Here is a 15,731-nt window from a genome sequence, read left to right as displayed (position 1 = left end):
CGCCCCAGACGCTAACGGCTCGTGGGACACTCGCGAATGTGAGAACTTGTCGGACCGCGAGGTGGATGTGCGCCAAGACTTGATAAGCGACCCGGAGGCCGTCGCAGCCCTCGAGCGCGCCGACGCGCTCCACACCGCCCTGACCCACATCGTGCTCGAGGGCGGCGACCTCGACGCCATCGCGGAGGCGGTCGGCGACGCGCTCGGCTACGGCGTCGTGTTCACCTCCACCGACGGCCGCGAGCGCGCCGCCCACCTCGACCAGGCGCAGCGCGAGGCGCTGGCCCGGGCCGACCTGGTCGACCCCACCGGCCGGGTGCGCGTCGAGCGCATCGACCCCGCGGGCACCGCCGTGGGCCAGGGGGAGGCGCTCGTACGCCGCGTCGTCGCGGCCGGCGTCGACCTGGCCCGGCTCGTGGCGCTGCAGCCCGACGGCACGATCCACGCCTCCGACGTGCACGCGCTCGAGCGCGCCGCGATCGTGGCCGCGCTGCTCGTCACCCGCGTCGAGGCCATCACCGCGGTGGAGAACAAGTACCGCGGCGACTTCCTGCGCGACGTGTTCCTCGGCCGGGCCGGTGAGGAGGAGTACGTCGCCGAGCACGCCCAGGCGTTCGGCTGGCACCTCGACCGTCCGGTGATGGTGGTGGTGGCCGTGCTCGACCCCGACGCCATCGCCGTCCTGGCCCCCGAGCCCGACGACCGGCGCGCGTGGCAGGACCGCTTCGCCCACGCGTGGCGCCAGGTCTCCGCGACGGTCGACGAGACGATCGCCTCGGTCGCGTTCAGCCGCGAGGTGGTCACGCTCGTGCCGGTCGACCCCTCGACCGGGCCGGAGGACGCCCACCTCACCGTGGACCGCATCATCGCCGCGGTGCGCGGCGACCGCGGCGGCGGCCGCATCGCGTTCTCGGCCGGCGTAAGCCGTGTCGCCCGGGGCCTCGGCGACCTGCCCGAGGCGTTCCGGCAGGCCCAGCGCGCGGTCGAGATCGGGCGCCGGGTGCACGGCGGCGGCTCGGTGATCCGCTTCGACCAGCTCGGCCTGCACCGGCTGCTCGCCCTCGTGCCGGACGGTGCCGAGCTGACCGCGTTCGCCGCCGACGTCCTGGGCCCCCTCGCCGAGCGCACGCCCGAGGCCGCCGATCTGCGCGAGACGCTGCAGGTGCTGCTCGACACCAACTTCAACGTCGCGGAGGCCGCCCGCGCGCAGTTCTTCCACTACAACACGATGCGCTACCGCGTCGGCAAGCTGCAGCGGATCCTCGGGCCGGTCGCCAGCGACCCGCACCTGCGCCTCGACGTGGCGGTGGCGCTGCGGGCGCTGGAGATCGTGGGCTGAGGTGACGGCCCGTCGGCCGATTGCCCTGGCTCAGAGCGCCTTCTCGTAGAACACCCGGACGAGGCCGGCCTCGCCGGCGCGATGCGTCTCGACGTAGCCGGCGCGTGCGTAGAGCGCCTGGTTCTCCACCATCGTGACGTGGGTGTACAGGCGGATCCGGGGGAGCCCGAGGGCGCGGGCGCGACTCGGCGAGCCGGAGCAGGCGTCGGCCGAGGCCGCGTCCGTGGTGGGTGGGCAGGACGGCGACGTTCTCCAGCAGCACGCCGTCGGCCTCGGGCACGAGGAGGAGGAAGCCGACGACCGCGGAGCCGTCGAGGGCGACCCAGGCCTCGGTGTCGTCGATCGCGGCGGCGTAGTCGGTGTCGAGGGGGCCCGGGCGCAGGCCGTCCATGCGGGCGAGGTAGGGGGAGTACGCCGCCTCGGCGACGCGATGGACCGCCCCGGCGTCCGCCGCGACCGCCCGGCGCAGCGCCGGGTGGCGTACGCCGAACCACTGCTCGGCACCGTGCTCCTCGAACCGGTCGGCCTCCTCGAAGCCGAGGCGCTCGGCCAGTGCGCGGGAGCGGGTGTTGGCGACCTGGGTGCACAGCACGACGTCCTCGCCGAGGCGCTCGTCGGCACGGTCGAGCAGCGCCGCGCACGCCTCGGCGGCGTAGCCGTGGCCCCACGCGTCGACCGGAAGCACGTAGCTGAGCTCGAGGACGCCGGCGTGGTCGCTGGAGCTGGCGGGCAGGACGCCCGGGCGGCGCGCCTCGCGCCGGCTCAGACCGATCCAGCCGAGGAAGCGGCCCTCGCGCTCCATCACGTACTGCGCCGGACGGTCGGCCGGCACCTCGGGGAGGGTCGAGTCGAGGGCCGCCCGGTCCTGGCCGCCGCCGAGGTGCTGGTTGACGACCGGGTCGGAGCCGAGGTCGAGGAAGGCCTCGCGGTCGCGCGCCTCGGGCGCGCGCAGGAGCAGCCGCTCGGTGCGCAACGACCCGCCCGGCCAGGCGTCGTCGGTGAGAGGCAGGCCCATGCCCGAAGGGTAGACAGCGCTCGACCCGCCCGAGAACTTGTCAGCGGGCCCGGCGTTCCTTCGGCAGATGTCGCCAGTGAGGGTGTGAGATGAGCCGCACTAGTTTGTGGCTCCTCGGGCACCACACCCCTGCGAATCTGGAGGCCAGCAATGTCGATGTTCAAGTGGGACGTGGTCGATCCCGAACCCGGCCAGCCGGTGCTCCCGCTCCAACGCCTGCCGTGGGGCAAGACGATCGGGCTCGGGGCCCAGCACGTGGTCGCGATGTTCGGCGCCACGTTCGTCTTCCCGTTGGTGATGGGGCTCGACGCCAACCTCGCCATCATGTTCTCGGGCCTCTGCACCATCCTGTTCCTGCTGATCGTGCAGAACCGGGTGCCCAGCTACCTCGGCACCAGCGCCTCGTTCGTGGCGTCGGTCGCCGCGATCCGCGCGCTCGACGAGGGCAACGACTCGTCGTACGTCACCGGCGCGATCCTGGTCGGCGGCCTCGTGCTGGCCGCGATCGGCGTGCTCGTGCACTTCGCGGGCGCCGGGCTCATCCACCGCATCCTCCCGCCCGCCGTGACCGGCGCGGTGGTCATGCTCATCGGCTTCAACCTCGCGCCCGTCGTCGCCGGGGTCTACTGGCCCCAGGACCAGTGGGTCGCGCTGCTGACGGCGGCCTTCATGGTCTTCGCGGCGGTCGCCCTGCCGGGCTTCTGGTCGCGCATCGCGGTCTTCCTCGCGCTCGTCTTCGGCTACGTGCTGTCCTGGATCTTCGACGGCGTCTTCGGCCCCATCACCTCCGTGCTCGGCGGTGCCGCCGAGGCCACCGAGCACGACCGCGTCTCGTGGGCGGGCGTGCAGGCGGCCGACTGGATCGGCCTGCCGAGCGGCACCCTCGCCGACGGCGTCTCGGTCGTCCACGGCCCGTCGTTCTCGCTCACCGCCATCCTGCTCGTGCTGCCCGGCGTGATCGCGCTCGTCGCGGAGAACACCGGCCACGTCAAGGCGGTCGCCGAGATGACCGGCGAGGACCTCGACCCCTACATGGGCCGAGCGATCGGCGCCGACGGCCTGGCGACCGCGTTCGCGAGCGCGTTCGGCGGCTCCCCGACCACGACGTACGCCGAGAACATCGGCGTCATGGGCGCCACCCGCGTCTACTCCTCCGCGGCCTACTACGTCGCCGCGTTCGTGGCGATCCTGCTCGGGCTGTGCCCCAAGTTCGGCGCGATCGTCAACGCGACGCCCGGCGGCGTGCTGGGCGGCATCACCGTCGTCCTCTACGGGATGATCGGACTGGTGGGGGCGAAGATCTGGGTCGAGAACCACATCGACTTCGGCAACCCCGTCAACCTGGTCGGCCTCTCCGCGGGCATCATCGCCGGCATCGGCGGCGTCACCCTCACCTTCGGCGACGACTTCGAGCTCGGCGGCATCGCCCTCGGCACGATCCTGGTCATCGTGTTCTTCCACATGGTCAAGGGCCGTGGTGGGGACGGACCGGGCAACGTGGCGCGCAACCTGAGCCACCCCGACTACGACGAGGGCGTCGACGACGCAGCCTCCGGAGGCACGCACCAGCGATGAAGCCCGCACCCTTCGCCTACCTGCGACCCTCCTCCCTCGAGGAAGCCCTCGCGGCGCTCGCGGGGGAGCAGGGGGCGAAGGTGCTGGCCGGCGGCCAGTCGCTCGTCCCGCTGCTGTCGATGCGGCTGGCCGCTCCGTCGATGCTCGTCGACATCAACGCCCTCCCCGACCTCGCCCACGTCCGCGTCGACGGGGACGGGGTCCGGGTGGGGGCCCTGGCCCGCCACGCCGAGGTGCTCGCGTCGGTCGAGGCCGCCGAGGCGCAACCGCTGCTCGCGATGGCGCTGAGCCACGTCGCCCACCCGACGATCCGCAACCGCGGCACCACCGTCGGCTCGATCGTGCACGCCGACGCCGCGGCCGAGATGCCCATGGTGCTGCGGCTGCTGGGCGGGTCGGTGGACGTCGCGTCGGTGCGCGGTCGTCGTACGGTCCCGGCGGCCGAGCTGTTCGCCGGGCTGCTCGAGAGCACCCTCGCCCACGACGAGATCGCCGTGGAGGCGTTCTTCCCCGCCCTCGCGCCCGGCGCCGGCGTCGCCTTCCAGGAGATCGCGCGCCGCCACGGCGACTACGCCCTCGTCGGCGTGGCCGCCCACGTCGAGACCGACGGCGACGCCGTCACCCGGGCCCGGGTGGGCTTCGTGTCGGTGAGCGACGTCCCCGTCGTCGTCGACGTCACCGACGCCGTGCGCGACCCGGCCGGCGATCCCGCCGGCGCCGCGCTCGCCGAGCTCGACCCGGCCGGCGACATCCACGCCACCGCCGCCTACCGCGCCCACCTCGTGAAGGTGCTGGCACCGCGGGTCCTGGCGGCTGCCACCGACCACGCCCGCTCGCGGGCAGGAGAGGCGTCCCACCCGTGACCACCGAACAGCTCCACGACGTGCGACTGCACGTCAACGGCTCCGTCCACGAGGTGCGCGTGCCCGCGCGCCGGCTGCTCTCCGACGCGCTGCGCCACGACTGCGGTCTGACCGGCACGCACGTCGGGTGCGAGCACGGCGTGTGCGGGGCGTGCACGGTGCTGGTCGACGGCGCGCCGATGCGCTCGTGCCTGATGCTGGCCGTGTCGGCGGTCGACGCCGAGATCACCACCGTCGAGGGGCTCACGGAGGACGACGGCTCGCTGTCGCCGGTGCAGCAGGCGTTCTCCGACTGCCACGGCCTGCAGTGCGGCTTCTGCACCCCGGGCTTCCTCACCACCATCACCGCCGGGCTGCGCGAGACGCCCGACCCCTCCGAGGACGAGGCGCGGGAGATGATCGCCGGCAACCTGTGCCGCTGCACGGGCTACCAGAACATCGTGAGGTCGGTGCTCCGCGCCGCCGAGATCACGCGGGGTGAGCCATGACCACCAAGATGTTCGGCGCCAAGGTGCCGCGGGTGGAGGACCAGCGCTTCCTGCGCGGCCAGGGCCGCTACGTCGACGACCTGCTCACCGACGACCCGCGGCTGCTGCACGCCGCGGTGCTGCGCTCGCCGCACGCCCACGCCCGCATCGTCGACATCGACGTCGCCGACGTGCTCGACGTGGAGGGCGTGCTCGCCGTGTGGACCCACGACGACCTCGAGGGGCCGATGGCCGAGCCGCTGCCGCTGCTCATCCCGCACCCGAGCCTGACCCACGGCCGCACCCAGTACGCCCTGGCCAAGGACGAGGTCAACTACGCCGGCGAGGCCGTCGCGTTCGTCGTCGCGGTCGACCGCTACGTCGCCGAGGACGCCGTGGGCCGGATCCGCGTCGACTACGAGGTGCTCTCGCCGGTGGTCGGCATCCCGGCCGCGCGGGCGGCGCGCACCGCCGTGCACGAGGACGTGCCCGACAACGTCGGTGCCCGCATGGAGCAGGAGAACGGCGACGCCCGCGCGGCGATCGCCGGGGCGCCCCACACCCTGACCCTCGAGCTCGACGTCGAGCGCTCGGCGTGCACGCCCATGGAGGGCCGCGGCACCGTGGCGCGCTGGGACCCCGACACGTCCCGGCTGACGGTGTGGTCCTCGACGCAGACCTCGACCGGCGTGCGCGGCTGTGTGGCCGCCAAGCTCGGCCTCGACCTGGCCAAGGTCGACGTGGTCACGCCCGACGTGGGCGGCGGCTTCGGCGTGAAGATCAACCACCCCTGGCCCGAGGAGCTGCTGGTGCCGCTCGCGGCGATGACGCTGGGGCGGCCGGTGAAGTTCACCGAGGACCGGCGCGAGCACTTCATCTCGTCGGCCCACGAGCGAGCCCAGCACCACCACGTCGAGGTCGGCTTCGACGACGAGGGCCGGCTGCTGGGGCTCGACGTCGAGTTCTGGCACGACCACGGCGCCTACACCCCCTACGGGCTGATCGTCCCGATCATCACCTCCACGCAGTTGCTCGGGCCCTACAAGCCGGACAGCTACCGCGTGGTCTTCGAGTCGCTCTACACCAACACCGTCATCGTCACGCCCTACCGCGGCGCGGGACGTCCGCAGGGCTGCTTCGTCATGGAGCGCACCATGGACGCGATCGCGGACTACCTCGGCAAGGACCGCACCGAGGTGCGGGCGACCAACTTCATCCAGCCCGACGAGTTCCCCTACGAGCACGGCCTGGTCTTCCAGGACGGCCGCGAGCTGACCTACGACTCGGGCGACTACCCGGCCTCCCTGGCCAAGCTCAAGGAGCTCGTCGGGTGGGACGAGTTCGAGGACCTCCGCGCCGAGATGGCCGCCCAGGGCCGCCGCGTCGGCATCGGCCTGGCCTGCTACGTCGAGGGCACCGGCGTCGGGCCCTACGAGGGCGCCCACGTGCACGTGGAGACCTCCGGCAAGGTCAAGGTCGCGACGGGCCTGACCACCCAGGGGCAGGGCCACCAGACGGCGTTCGCCCAGATCGTGGCCGACACCCTCGGCGTGCGCTTCGAGGACGTCGAGATCACGACCGGCGACACCCGCAAGATGCCCTACGCCGTGGGCACCTTCGCCTCCCGGGCGGCGGTGATGAGCGGCTCGGCGATCCACCTCGCCGCCCTCCGCGCGCGCGAGAAGGCGCTGCGCATCGCCGCCGAGGCGCTCGAGGCGGCCGAGGACGACCTCGAGATCACCGACGGCGTGGTCTCGGTGCGCGGCACCGACGCCTCCCCGCAGACGCGCATCGACCTCGGCACCGTTGCCGTGCTGTCCAACCCGCTGCGCTACGCCTTCGACGAGGCCTCGAAGGCCGCCACCCAGTTCTCCGTCGGCGATCCCGGCAAGCCGCCGGTGGCCGAGGGCGACGAGCCGGGCCTGGAGGGCAAGGACTTCTTCTCCCCGCCGCGCTCGACCTTCGCCAGCGGCATGCACGCGGTGATCGTGGAGACCGATCCCGACACCGCCGAGATCACGATCCTCAAGTACGCCGTCGTGCACGACTGCGGCAACCTGATCAACCCGATGATCGTGGAGGGCCAGATCCACGGCGGCGTCGCGCAGGGCGTGGGAGGCGCGCTCTACGAGCGGATGGCCTACGACGAGTCGGGCCAGCTGCTCAACGCGTCGTTCATGGACTTCCTGATGCCCTACGCCACCGAGGTCCCGACGTCGATCGACATCGACCACCTCGAGACGCCGTCGCCGCTCAACCCGCTCGGCATCAAGGGCGCCGGGGAGGCCGGCGTCATCCCGTCGGCCGCCGTCTTCGCGGCCGCCATCGAGGACGCCGAGCGGCCCTACAGCCCGCAGCTGCGGATCACGGCGATGCCGATCTCGCCGTCCGAGCTCTTCGACCTGCGCCTCGCGCACGCCGACCAGTCCCACCCCCCGACCGAGGAGACCGCATGAAGATCGCCGGCGAGGCCACGCTGATCGCCCCCGTGGAGCAGGTGTGGGACGCGCTGCTCGACCCCGCCGTGCTGGTGCGCACCATCCCCGGCTGCGAGCGGCTGGAGGAGACCGGCGACCACACGTACGACATGACGGTCACCGCAGGAGTGGCGAGCATCCGTGGCACCTACTCCGGCACCTGCCGGCTCAGCGACCTGCAGCCGCACGAGTCGCTCATGATGAACCTGCAGGGAGCCGGCGCCCCGGGCACCATCGGTGCCGACGTGGCGGTGCGGTTCGAGGCCAACGCCGACGGCACCACCACGCTGTTCTACGACGCCGACGCGGTCGTCGGCGGGATGGTCGGCGGCGTCGGCCAGCGCATGCTCACCTCGGTCTCGCGCCGGATGGCCGCGGAGTTCTTCGGCTCGGTCGAGCAGGCGATCGCCGCCGGGCCGGTGGCCCCGACCCCGGCCGGCGCAGCCGCTCCCGACGCCGGCGCGAGCGCGCCCCCGCCGGCCGGCGCGGGGACGGTGTTCACCGCCCCCGCGAGGACGTCCTCCCTCGCCGCTCCCGCGTCGCAGCAGGACTTCCTCCTCGGCGTCGTCGTCGGCGCCGGACTCGTCGCCCTCGGCGTGCTGCTGGGGCGCCGCCGATGAGCGACCTGACGGTCGACTCCACCGCTCGCGCCCAGGCCGCAGCCCTCCGCGCGGGCGAGATCTCGGCGACCGAGCTCCTCGAGCTGCACCTCGACCGGATCGAGGAGCGCAACCCCGAGCTCAACGCGATCGTGTCCCTCGACGCGGAGCGGGCGCGGGCATGGGCCGCGGTCGCCGACCAGGCGCAGGCCTCCGGCGAGGAGACCGGCCCGCTCCACGGGCTGCCCTTCGCCGTGAAGGACACCCACGCCCTCAAGGGCTGGCGCACGACCTACGGCTCGCCGATCTTCGCCGACGCCGTGGCCGACCACGACGACCTACTCGTCGAGCGCGTGCGCGCGGCCGGGGCGGTCTTCATCGGCAAGACCAACGTGCCGGAGTTCGCGGCCGGGTCGCACACGTTCAACACCGTCTTCGGCGTGACCCGCAACCCGGTCGACCCCTCGCGCTCGGCCGGGGGGTCGAGCGGGGGAGCGGCGTGCGCGCTCGCGTCCGGCATGGTGCCGCTGGCCGACGGCTCCGACATGGGCGGCTCGCTGCGCAACCCGGCGTCGTTCTGCGGCGTCGTCGGGATGCGCCCCTCGCTGGGACGCGTGCCGGAGTGGCCGCTCTACAACCAGTGGGAGAGCACATCGGTGGGGGGCCCGATGGCCCGCACCGTCGACGACCTCGCGCTCCTGCTGTCGGTCATCGCCGGACCCGACCCGCGGGCCCCGCTCGCGCTCGGCGAGCCCGGGTCGTCGTTCGCCCCGCCGCTCACGCCCGCACCGCTCGCCGGGCTCCGTGTGGCGTGCTCGGTCGACCTCGGCGGAGCGCTGGTGGTCGACCACGAGGTCGCCGACGTCGTACGCCGCACCGCGGCCCGGCTCTCCGACGCCGGTGCCTCCGGGGCCGAGGCGCACCCCGACCTGGCGCTGGCCGACGACACCTTCCGCACGCTGCGGGCCTGGCACTTCCAGGCGCGGTTCGCCGACCTGCTCGCGCAGCACCCGACGTCGTTCAAGCCCACGCTGGAGGCCAACATCCGCGCCGGCGAGTCGCTCACCGGCGCCGACGTGGCCCGCGCGTACGCGCAGCGCACCTCGCTGTCGGAGACGATGCGGCTGTTCTTCGGCGAGCACGACGTGCTGCTGCTCCCGACCTCGCAGGTGCCGCCGTTCCCGGTGGAGCAGGAGTATCCCGAGACGATCAACGGCGAGCAGATGCCCGACTACCTCGCCTGGATGCGCTCGGCCTACTTCATCACCGTCACCGGCTGCCCCGCGATCTCGGTGCCCGCCGGCCGCACGGCCGACGGCCTGCCCGTCGGCGTCCAGCTCGTCGCCCGCCACGGCGCCGACCGCCGGCTGCTCGAGGTCGCGGCCGCGGTCGAGGAGCTGCTCGCCTGACCTCTGGGGCGGTGAGGAGGCAACCTTTTCGCGGCTGCCGCCCTGTTGGGCGGTGAGGAGGCAACCTTTTCGCCGCCAGGTTCGGTTGCTGACTCACCGCCCCAAAGACGGGTCGCGAACTGTCGTCCACAGATCCGCAGCTGCCCCTCGCGCCCGGGGCCGCCACCGCGGTCGGATCGGGGAGTGCGCGAGATCCCCGAACACCTCCGGTCGCGCCCCTTCACGCGAGCCGAGGCGTTGGAGGCCGGCATCACCTCGAGGATGCTGCAGGGCCAGCGGTTCGTACGCGTCCACGCCGGCGTGCACCGTTGTCGCGACCTCGCCATGACCTTCGAGCATGCGGTGGCGGCGGCCCGGTTGGTGCTCCCCGCATCGGCGCGCACGACCGGGATCACCCGCCTGCAGGCGCTCGGCCTCGACCACGGGCCGGCGTGGCCGCTGCACTTCGTCGTGGAGGGCGACCTCCACCTGGCACCGGCGGGAGTCTTCCTGCACCGGACCGTCCTGATGCCGCCGAGCGACGCGGAGCACGCCTCGGTCGCGGCCGCGTTCGTCGCGTACTGCGTGACGGCCCGGGTGCTCGAGGCGATCAAGGTGGGCGACTGGTTGCTGCACGGGGGACACCTCGATGCCGACGACCTCCTGGACCTCGTCGACCGCGATCCGTGGCGCGACGGAGCCGCCGAGGCGCGGTGGGTCCTGCCGCACCTCGACGCCGGGGCTCGGTCGCTGCCGGAGTCGGAGGTGCGGGCCGTGCTCGCTTTCGCCGGGATGCCCGAGGCCGAGGTCAACCAGCCGTTCGACGAGACGGGTGCACTGCCGTTCCTGCTCGACCTCTACTACCGGAGGTGGCGGTTCGGGGTGGAGTACGAGGGCTCCCAGCACCAGCTGGAGCGGAGTGTCTACGTCAACGACATCGACCGCTACGCCGAGCTGCGGCGGGCGCACGTGCGGTACGTCCAGGTCACCAAGGAGTTGCTCGGGCGTCCCCGGTCGCTCGTCGCGCGGGTGTACGCCGGGCTGGTCGAGTCGGGCTACGACGGGCCGGCGCCCGACCTCGGCGCGTCCTGGCGCCTGCTCTTCGGGCGCCTCTCGACCGTCCCGGGCCTCGCCAGGCGTCGGCGCCGGGCGGCCTGACGGCGTACGTGTCCCGCTTAGGCGGTGAGCAGGCAACCGTTCTGCCGCCCAATTCGGTTGCTGACTCACCGCCCGAGCCGCCAGCCGTCCGTCAGTCCCGTCGGGCGGTGAGCAGGCAACCGTTCTGGCGCCCGATTCGGTTGCTGACTCACCGCCCGAGCCGCCAGCCGTCCGTCAGTCCCGTCGGGCGGTGAGCAGGCAACCGTTCTGCCGCCCGATTCGGTTGCTGACTCACCGCCCAAGCCAGCCGAGCCCCGAGACCCCCACCTGTGGAGAGAGCTGTGGAGATCGGCCCGCAGGCTGGGGACGGAACGGGCGATCCTGTGCACGACGCGCCGGAACCCGAAGTATGTCGAGATCAGGCGGTCGAGGCCCTTGCGGACCCCGTGACGCAGGGCATAGAACTCTCACTACGCAGCCCCGCAAGGGGAGGCGGGATGGCCCAGGACGACGAGTCCGCACGACGTGAACCGGTACGCCGGGGACCGCCGCAGGCACCAGGTGATGGGGTGGCTGGACTCGAGCCGGAGCGGGCCGTCGACCGGACGCATCACCCGGCCGGTCACCCGAGGAGCTGGTCGCTTCGGCGACCCGCACCTCACCAGAAGGGCCCTTGACGCTCATACCGTCGAGGGCCCTTCGCCCGTCTCCGGGGCAGGTGTTGCCGATGAATCGGCGCTCCGTCGGCAAGGTCTGCCGTGGCCCCCGTGACGGCCGCCTCGGTTGAATCGAGCCCATGAGCTCGCGGCGGATCAGGATCGGCATCGACACCGGCGGCACCTTCACCGACGTGGTGGCCCTCGACGAGGACTCGGGCGAGCTGGTCACCACCAAGACCCCGAGCACCCCGGGCAACCCGGCCGACGGCTTCATCGCCGGCATCGAGAGGATCCTCGCCCTCGTGGGTGGCGAGGGCGGCGACATCACCGCGGTCTCGCACGGCACCACGGTGGCCACCAACAAGCTCCTCGAGGGCAAGGTCGAGGCGCTCGGCTTCATAACCACCGAGGGCTACGAGTTCATGCTCGAGATCGCCCGCCAGTCGGTGCCCGACGGCTACGGCAACTCCTACTTCTGGGTCAAGCCCGACCGGATCGTCCCCGCCGACCGGGTGCGCACGGTCGGCGGCCGCCTCGACTTCACCGGAGCCGAGATCCGGCCCTTCGACGAGGACCAGGCCGTGGCGGCGGCCCGGTGGTTCCGGGCCCAGGGCATCACCACGATCGGCGTCTGCCTGCTCCACGCCTACGCCAACGACGCGCACGAGCTGCGGATGCGCGACGTCCTGCACCGCGAGCACCCCGACGCCGTCGTGTCGATCTCGAGCGAGGTGCTGCGCGAGTACCGCGAGTACGAGCGCTCGATGACCACGCTCGTCGACGCGGCCGTCAAGCCCAACGTGAGCCGCTACGTCACCAACATCTCCGAGCGCCTGCGCGACTTCACCGGCGTCGGCCAGGACGCCGAGCCGATCCCGTTCTACGTGATGAAGTCCAACGGGGGCGTGCTGTCGGCCGACGAGGTCGTGCACCAGCCGATCACCACCGTGCTGTCCGGTCCCGCGGCGGGCGCCCTCGGCGCCGCGCTGATCGCCGAGGTCGCGGGCTTCCCCCGGATCCTCACCTGCGACGGGGGCGGCACGTCGACCGACGTGTCGGTCGTCCTCGACGGCGAGCCGACGCTGACCACCGAGGGCACGGTCGGCGCCTACCCGAGCAAGATCCCGATGATCGACGTGGTCACCGTCGGCGCCGGCGGCGGCTCGATCGCCTGGCTCTCGCCCGAGGGGACCCTCAAGGTCGGCCCGCACTCGGCCGGCGCCGATCCCGGCCCCCTCTGCTACGGCAACGGCGGCACCCAGCCGACCATCACCGACGCCCACGTCACCCTCGGCCGGATCCCTCCGCACCTCCTCGGCGGCGAGATCCCCCTCGACGTGGAGGCCGCCCGCACGGGCGTCGCCGACCTCGCCGAGCGGCTCGGCCTCGACTTCGAGCGGTGCGCGACCGGCATCCTCGAGATCTCCGCGTGGAACCAGGCCAACGCCCTGCGCCAGGTGAGCGTCAAGCGCGGCCTCGACGTGCGCGACTTCATGCTCACCACCTTCGGCGGCTCCGGATCGCTGCTGGCCTGCCGGCTCGTCGACATCCTCGACCTCGCCGGCGTCGTCGTCCCGCCCAACCCGGGCAACGTGAGCGCCTTCGGGCTGCTGACCGTCGACGTGAAGAACGACTACGTGCAGACCCACGTCGCGAAGGAGTCGGCACTCGACCACGCGGCCGTGCAGGCGATCCTCGACGACCTCACCGACCAGGCCCGCGCGGCGCTGGCCAAGGAGGGCTTCGCCCCGGACGAGCACCGCTTCCAGCACACCATCGACGTGCGCTACGTCGGGCAGGCCTTCGAGGTCCGCGTCGCCGCGCCCGAGGCCGGCGACGGGCGGGGCGTCGACGCGGCGTACGTCGAGCAGGTGGCCGACGCGTTCCACACCGAGCACCGCCAGCTCTACGGCTACGACTTCCGCGGCGACCCGGACCAGCAGGTCGAGTGGGTCAACCTGCGCGTGAGCGGGATCGGCCCGATCACCCGCCCGGAGATCCCGACCCTCGACAAGGCCGAGGGCACCGTGGAGGAGCGCGCGGTCCGCAGCCGCCGCCCCGTCTGCTTCGACGCCGAGCAGGGCTACGTCGACACGCCGGTCCTCTGGCGCGCCGACCTCGGGGCGGGAGACACGTTCAGCGGCCCGGCCATCGTGGAGGAGTTCGGCTCCACGGTTCCCGTCCACCCCGGCTTCGAGGTCGTGGTCGACGACTGGGCCAACCTCGTGATCCGGAAGGAGTCGGCCCGATGACCGACGTCAGCACCCGCCCTGTCGACCCGGCGTACGTCACCGCGAGGCCGGTCAACCCCGCCGGTCTGCCCACGGCCTACGAGCACGGCAACCGGCTGACCGCCGAGGGCACCACCGTCGACCCGATCCTCGTCGAGATCGTGCAGGGCACGCTGGCCAGTGTCGAGATGGAGGTCGAGACCGCCATCGGGCGCACCAGCCGCTCGCCGATGATCCGCGACGCCCACGACTTCCGCGCCGGCATCCACGACCGCCAGCTGCGCAAGCTGACCGGGCGCTCCTACAGCGCGCTCGTGCACCCGGTCGTGCGCGACCACCCGATCGAGGAGATGCGCGAGGGCGACGTCTTCTTCCACAACGACGTCTACGAGTCCGAGGGCGGCATCGGCCACCTGCCCGACCTGTGCGTCACCGTCCCGGTCTTCCACGACGGCGAGGTCGTCGCCTTCGTGCAGGCCTTCGGCCACCACGACGACATCGGGGGAGCCGTGCCCGGCTCGATGCCGAGCAACGCGACCAGCGTCTTCGAGGAGGGGCTCGCCGTCCCGCCGATCAAGCTGTGGGACGCCGGCGTCCCCAACAAGGCGGCGCTGCGGATCATGACCCGCAACTCGCGCATGCCCGACAGCCTCGCCGCCGACCTCGACGCCGAGTGCTCGGCCTGCCTGATGGGCGCGCGTCGCCTCGGCGAGCTGTTCGAGCGCTACGGCCGCGACGCGATCGAGGCGTCGTTCGACGCGATCCTCGACGCGACGACCGAGACCTACCGCCGCGAGATCCTGTCCACGATCCCCGACGGCACCTACGTCTGGGAGGACTATGCCGAGCACGACGGCATCGACGAGCCGCAGCTGCACACCCAGCGGATCACCCTCACCAAGGTCAGCGACGCCCCCGCCGACCCGGACAACGGCCGTCCCGCCGGGCCGCGCCTGATCATCGACTTCACCGGCACCAGCGCCCAGGCCAAGGGGCCGATCAACCACTGCGGCGACTACGTCGGCGGCAACTTCCTCAAGAAGTGGCTCGCGCCGATCCTGCGCAACCTCGCCGACACCCCCGAGCGCATGGCCGAGCTCGACGTCAACGAGGGCATCGTGCCGCTGATCGAGATGCGCTTCCCCGACAAGGGCACCCTGCTCACGCCGATCCACCCCGCCCCGACCAACGCCCGCACCTTCGTGATCCTGCGGCTGCTCGGCGTGCTGGCCGGCGTCGTGGCCAAGGCGGTCGACGGCAGGATGCCCGCCGACCAGGAGACGATCCGCTACACCGGCGTCTACGGCAAGGACCTCGACGGCCACGACTACCTCATGCGCGAGGTGCTCGGTGGCGGCTCGGGCGGTCGCTACTACGCCGACGGCGAGGACACCATCCACGTCGTCCCCGACTCCCGCAACCTGCCCACCGAGTTCACCGAGTCGCGCTTCCCGTTCATCGTCGAGCGCCTGGGCCTGGCGATGGACTCCGGCGGCGCGGGGGAGCACCGGGGCGGCCTGGGCTACGAGAAGCACGTCCGGATGCTCAGGGACGCCCACTTCATGTCCATCGCCGACCGCTCGATCCTGGCCTGCTGGGGCGTGCGCGGCGGCAAGGCGGGCTCGCCGTTCCAGGTCGTCATCGACCCCGGCGGCCCCGACGAGCGCGAGGTCGACGCCCTCGCCGACGCGGAGGTCGTCAAGGCCGGCCAGGTCGTGCGCATCCGGACGACGGGAGGGGGCGGCTGGGGCGATCCGCTCGCCCGCGACCCCGCCCTGGTGGTGCGCGACGTGGTCTGGCGCAAGGTCTCCGCCGAGGCGGCGCTGCGCGACTACGGCGTGGTGCTGACCGGATCGGCCGACGACGGGACGCTGGGCTTCGACGAGTCCGCCACCGCCGCCGAGCGGTCGTCGCGGCCGGCGTGGAGCCGCGACGACGACGCGTTCTTCGACCGGGGTCCGGGCTACGCCTCGCTGGCCGAGGGCGCCGCCTTCGCCGAGGTCGACCGGATCTGACCGGC

General features: G+C 72.7%; 10 protein-coding genes and 1 pseudogene. 10 read left to right on the top strand and 1 reads right to left on the bottom strand.

What is annotated here, in order from left to right; genetic code table 11:
* The first annotated feature begins 79 nt into the window (after positions 1-79).
* Positions 80-1,339, top strand: coding sequence for a PucR family transcriptional regulator (locus AC4H2S_RS14625; protein ID WP_491497700.1), 1,260 nt, complete (start codon positions 80-82; stop codon positions 1,337-1,339).
* A 241-nt stretch (positions 1,340-1,580) separates the two neighbouring features.
* Here AC4H2S_RS14625 and AC4H2S_RS14620 read toward each other — a convergent pair.
* A pseudogene (locus tag AC4H2S_RS14620) lies at positions 1,581-2,354 on the bottom strand (GNAT family N-acetyltransferase); the annotation flags it as partial.
* Between the two features lie 150 nt (positions 2,355-2,504).
* Here AC4H2S_RS14620 and AC4H2S_RS14615 point away from each other — a divergent pair.
* The 9 genes from AC4H2S_RS14615 to AC4H2S_RS14575 all read left to right on the top strand — a co-directional run bounded on the left by AC4H2S_RS14615 (position 2,505) and on the right by AC4H2S_RS14575 (position 15,726).
* Positions 2,505-3,929: a uracil-xanthine permease family protein gene (locus AC4H2S_RS14615; protein ID WP_491497699.1), complete on the top strand. Its 1,425-nt coding sequence runs from the start codon at positions 2,505-2,507 to the stop codon at positions 3,927-3,929.
* Positions 3,926-4,792, top strand: a complete 867-nt coding sequence (locus AC4H2S_RS14610; protein WP_491497698.1) for an FAD binding domain-containing protein — start codon at positions 3,926-3,928, stop codon at positions 4,790-4,792. The genes AC4H2S_RS14615 and AC4H2S_RS14610 overlap by 4 nt, the downstream gene beginning before the upstream one ends.
* Entirely contained in the window at positions 4,789-5,280 is a 492-nt protein-coding gene (locus AC4H2S_RS14605) for a (2Fe-2S)-binding protein (RefSeq protein WP_491497697.1), read from the top strand. The genes AC4H2S_RS14610 and AC4H2S_RS14605 overlap by 4 nt, the downstream gene beginning before the upstream one ends.
* Positions 5,277-7,715, top strand: coding sequence for an aerobic carbon-monoxide dehydrogenase large subunit (gene cutA / locus AC4H2S_RS14600; protein WP_491497696.1), 2,439 nt, complete (start codon positions 5,277-5,279; stop codon positions 7,713-7,715). Before AC4H2S_RS14605 ends, cutA begins: the two co-directional genes overlap by 4 nt.
* The gene (locus AC4H2S_RS14595; RefSeq protein ID WP_491497695.1) at positions 7,712-8,356 is read left to right on the top strand and encodes an SRPBCC family protein; all 645 of its coding nucleotides are present in this window, start codon (positions 7,712-7,714) and stop codon (positions 8,354-8,356) included. The genes cutA and AC4H2S_RS14595 overlap by 4 nt, the downstream gene beginning before the upstream one ends.
* Positions 8,353-9,744: an amidase gene (locus AC4H2S_RS14590; protein WP_491497694.1), complete on the top strand. Its 1,392-nt coding sequence runs from the start codon at positions 8,353-8,355 to the stop codon at positions 9,742-9,744. The genes AC4H2S_RS14595 and AC4H2S_RS14590 overlap by 4 nt, the downstream gene beginning before the upstream one ends.
* Before the next feature lie 183 nt (positions 9,745-9,927).
* Positions 9,928-10,881, top strand: a complete 954-nt coding sequence (locus AC4H2S_RS14585) for a hypothetical protein (protein WP_491497693.1) — start codon at positions 9,928-9,930, stop codon at positions 10,879-10,881.
* Positions 10,882-11,617: 736 nt separating this feature from the next.
* Entirely contained in the window at positions 11,618-13,732 is a 2,115-nt protein-coding gene (locus AC4H2S_RS14580) for a hydantoinase/oxoprolinase family protein (protein WP_491497692.1), read from the top strand.
* Positions 13,729-15,726 (top strand): hydantoinase B/oxoprolinase family protein, encoded by a 1,998-nt coding sequence (locus AC4H2S_RS14575; RefSeq protein WP_491497691.1) that lies wholly within the window; start codon positions 13,729-13,731, stop codon positions 15,724-15,726. Before AC4H2S_RS14580 ends, AC4H2S_RS14575 begins: the two co-directional genes overlap by 4 nt.
* The last annotated feature ends 5 nt before the right edge of the window (positions 15,727-15,731 follow it).

The sequence above is a fragment of the Nocardioides sp. Z13_37 genome (assembly GCF_058355585.1).
Note: the sequence above shows the minus strand (reverse complement) of the source record. Positions and strands in the feature narration are given on the sequence as shown.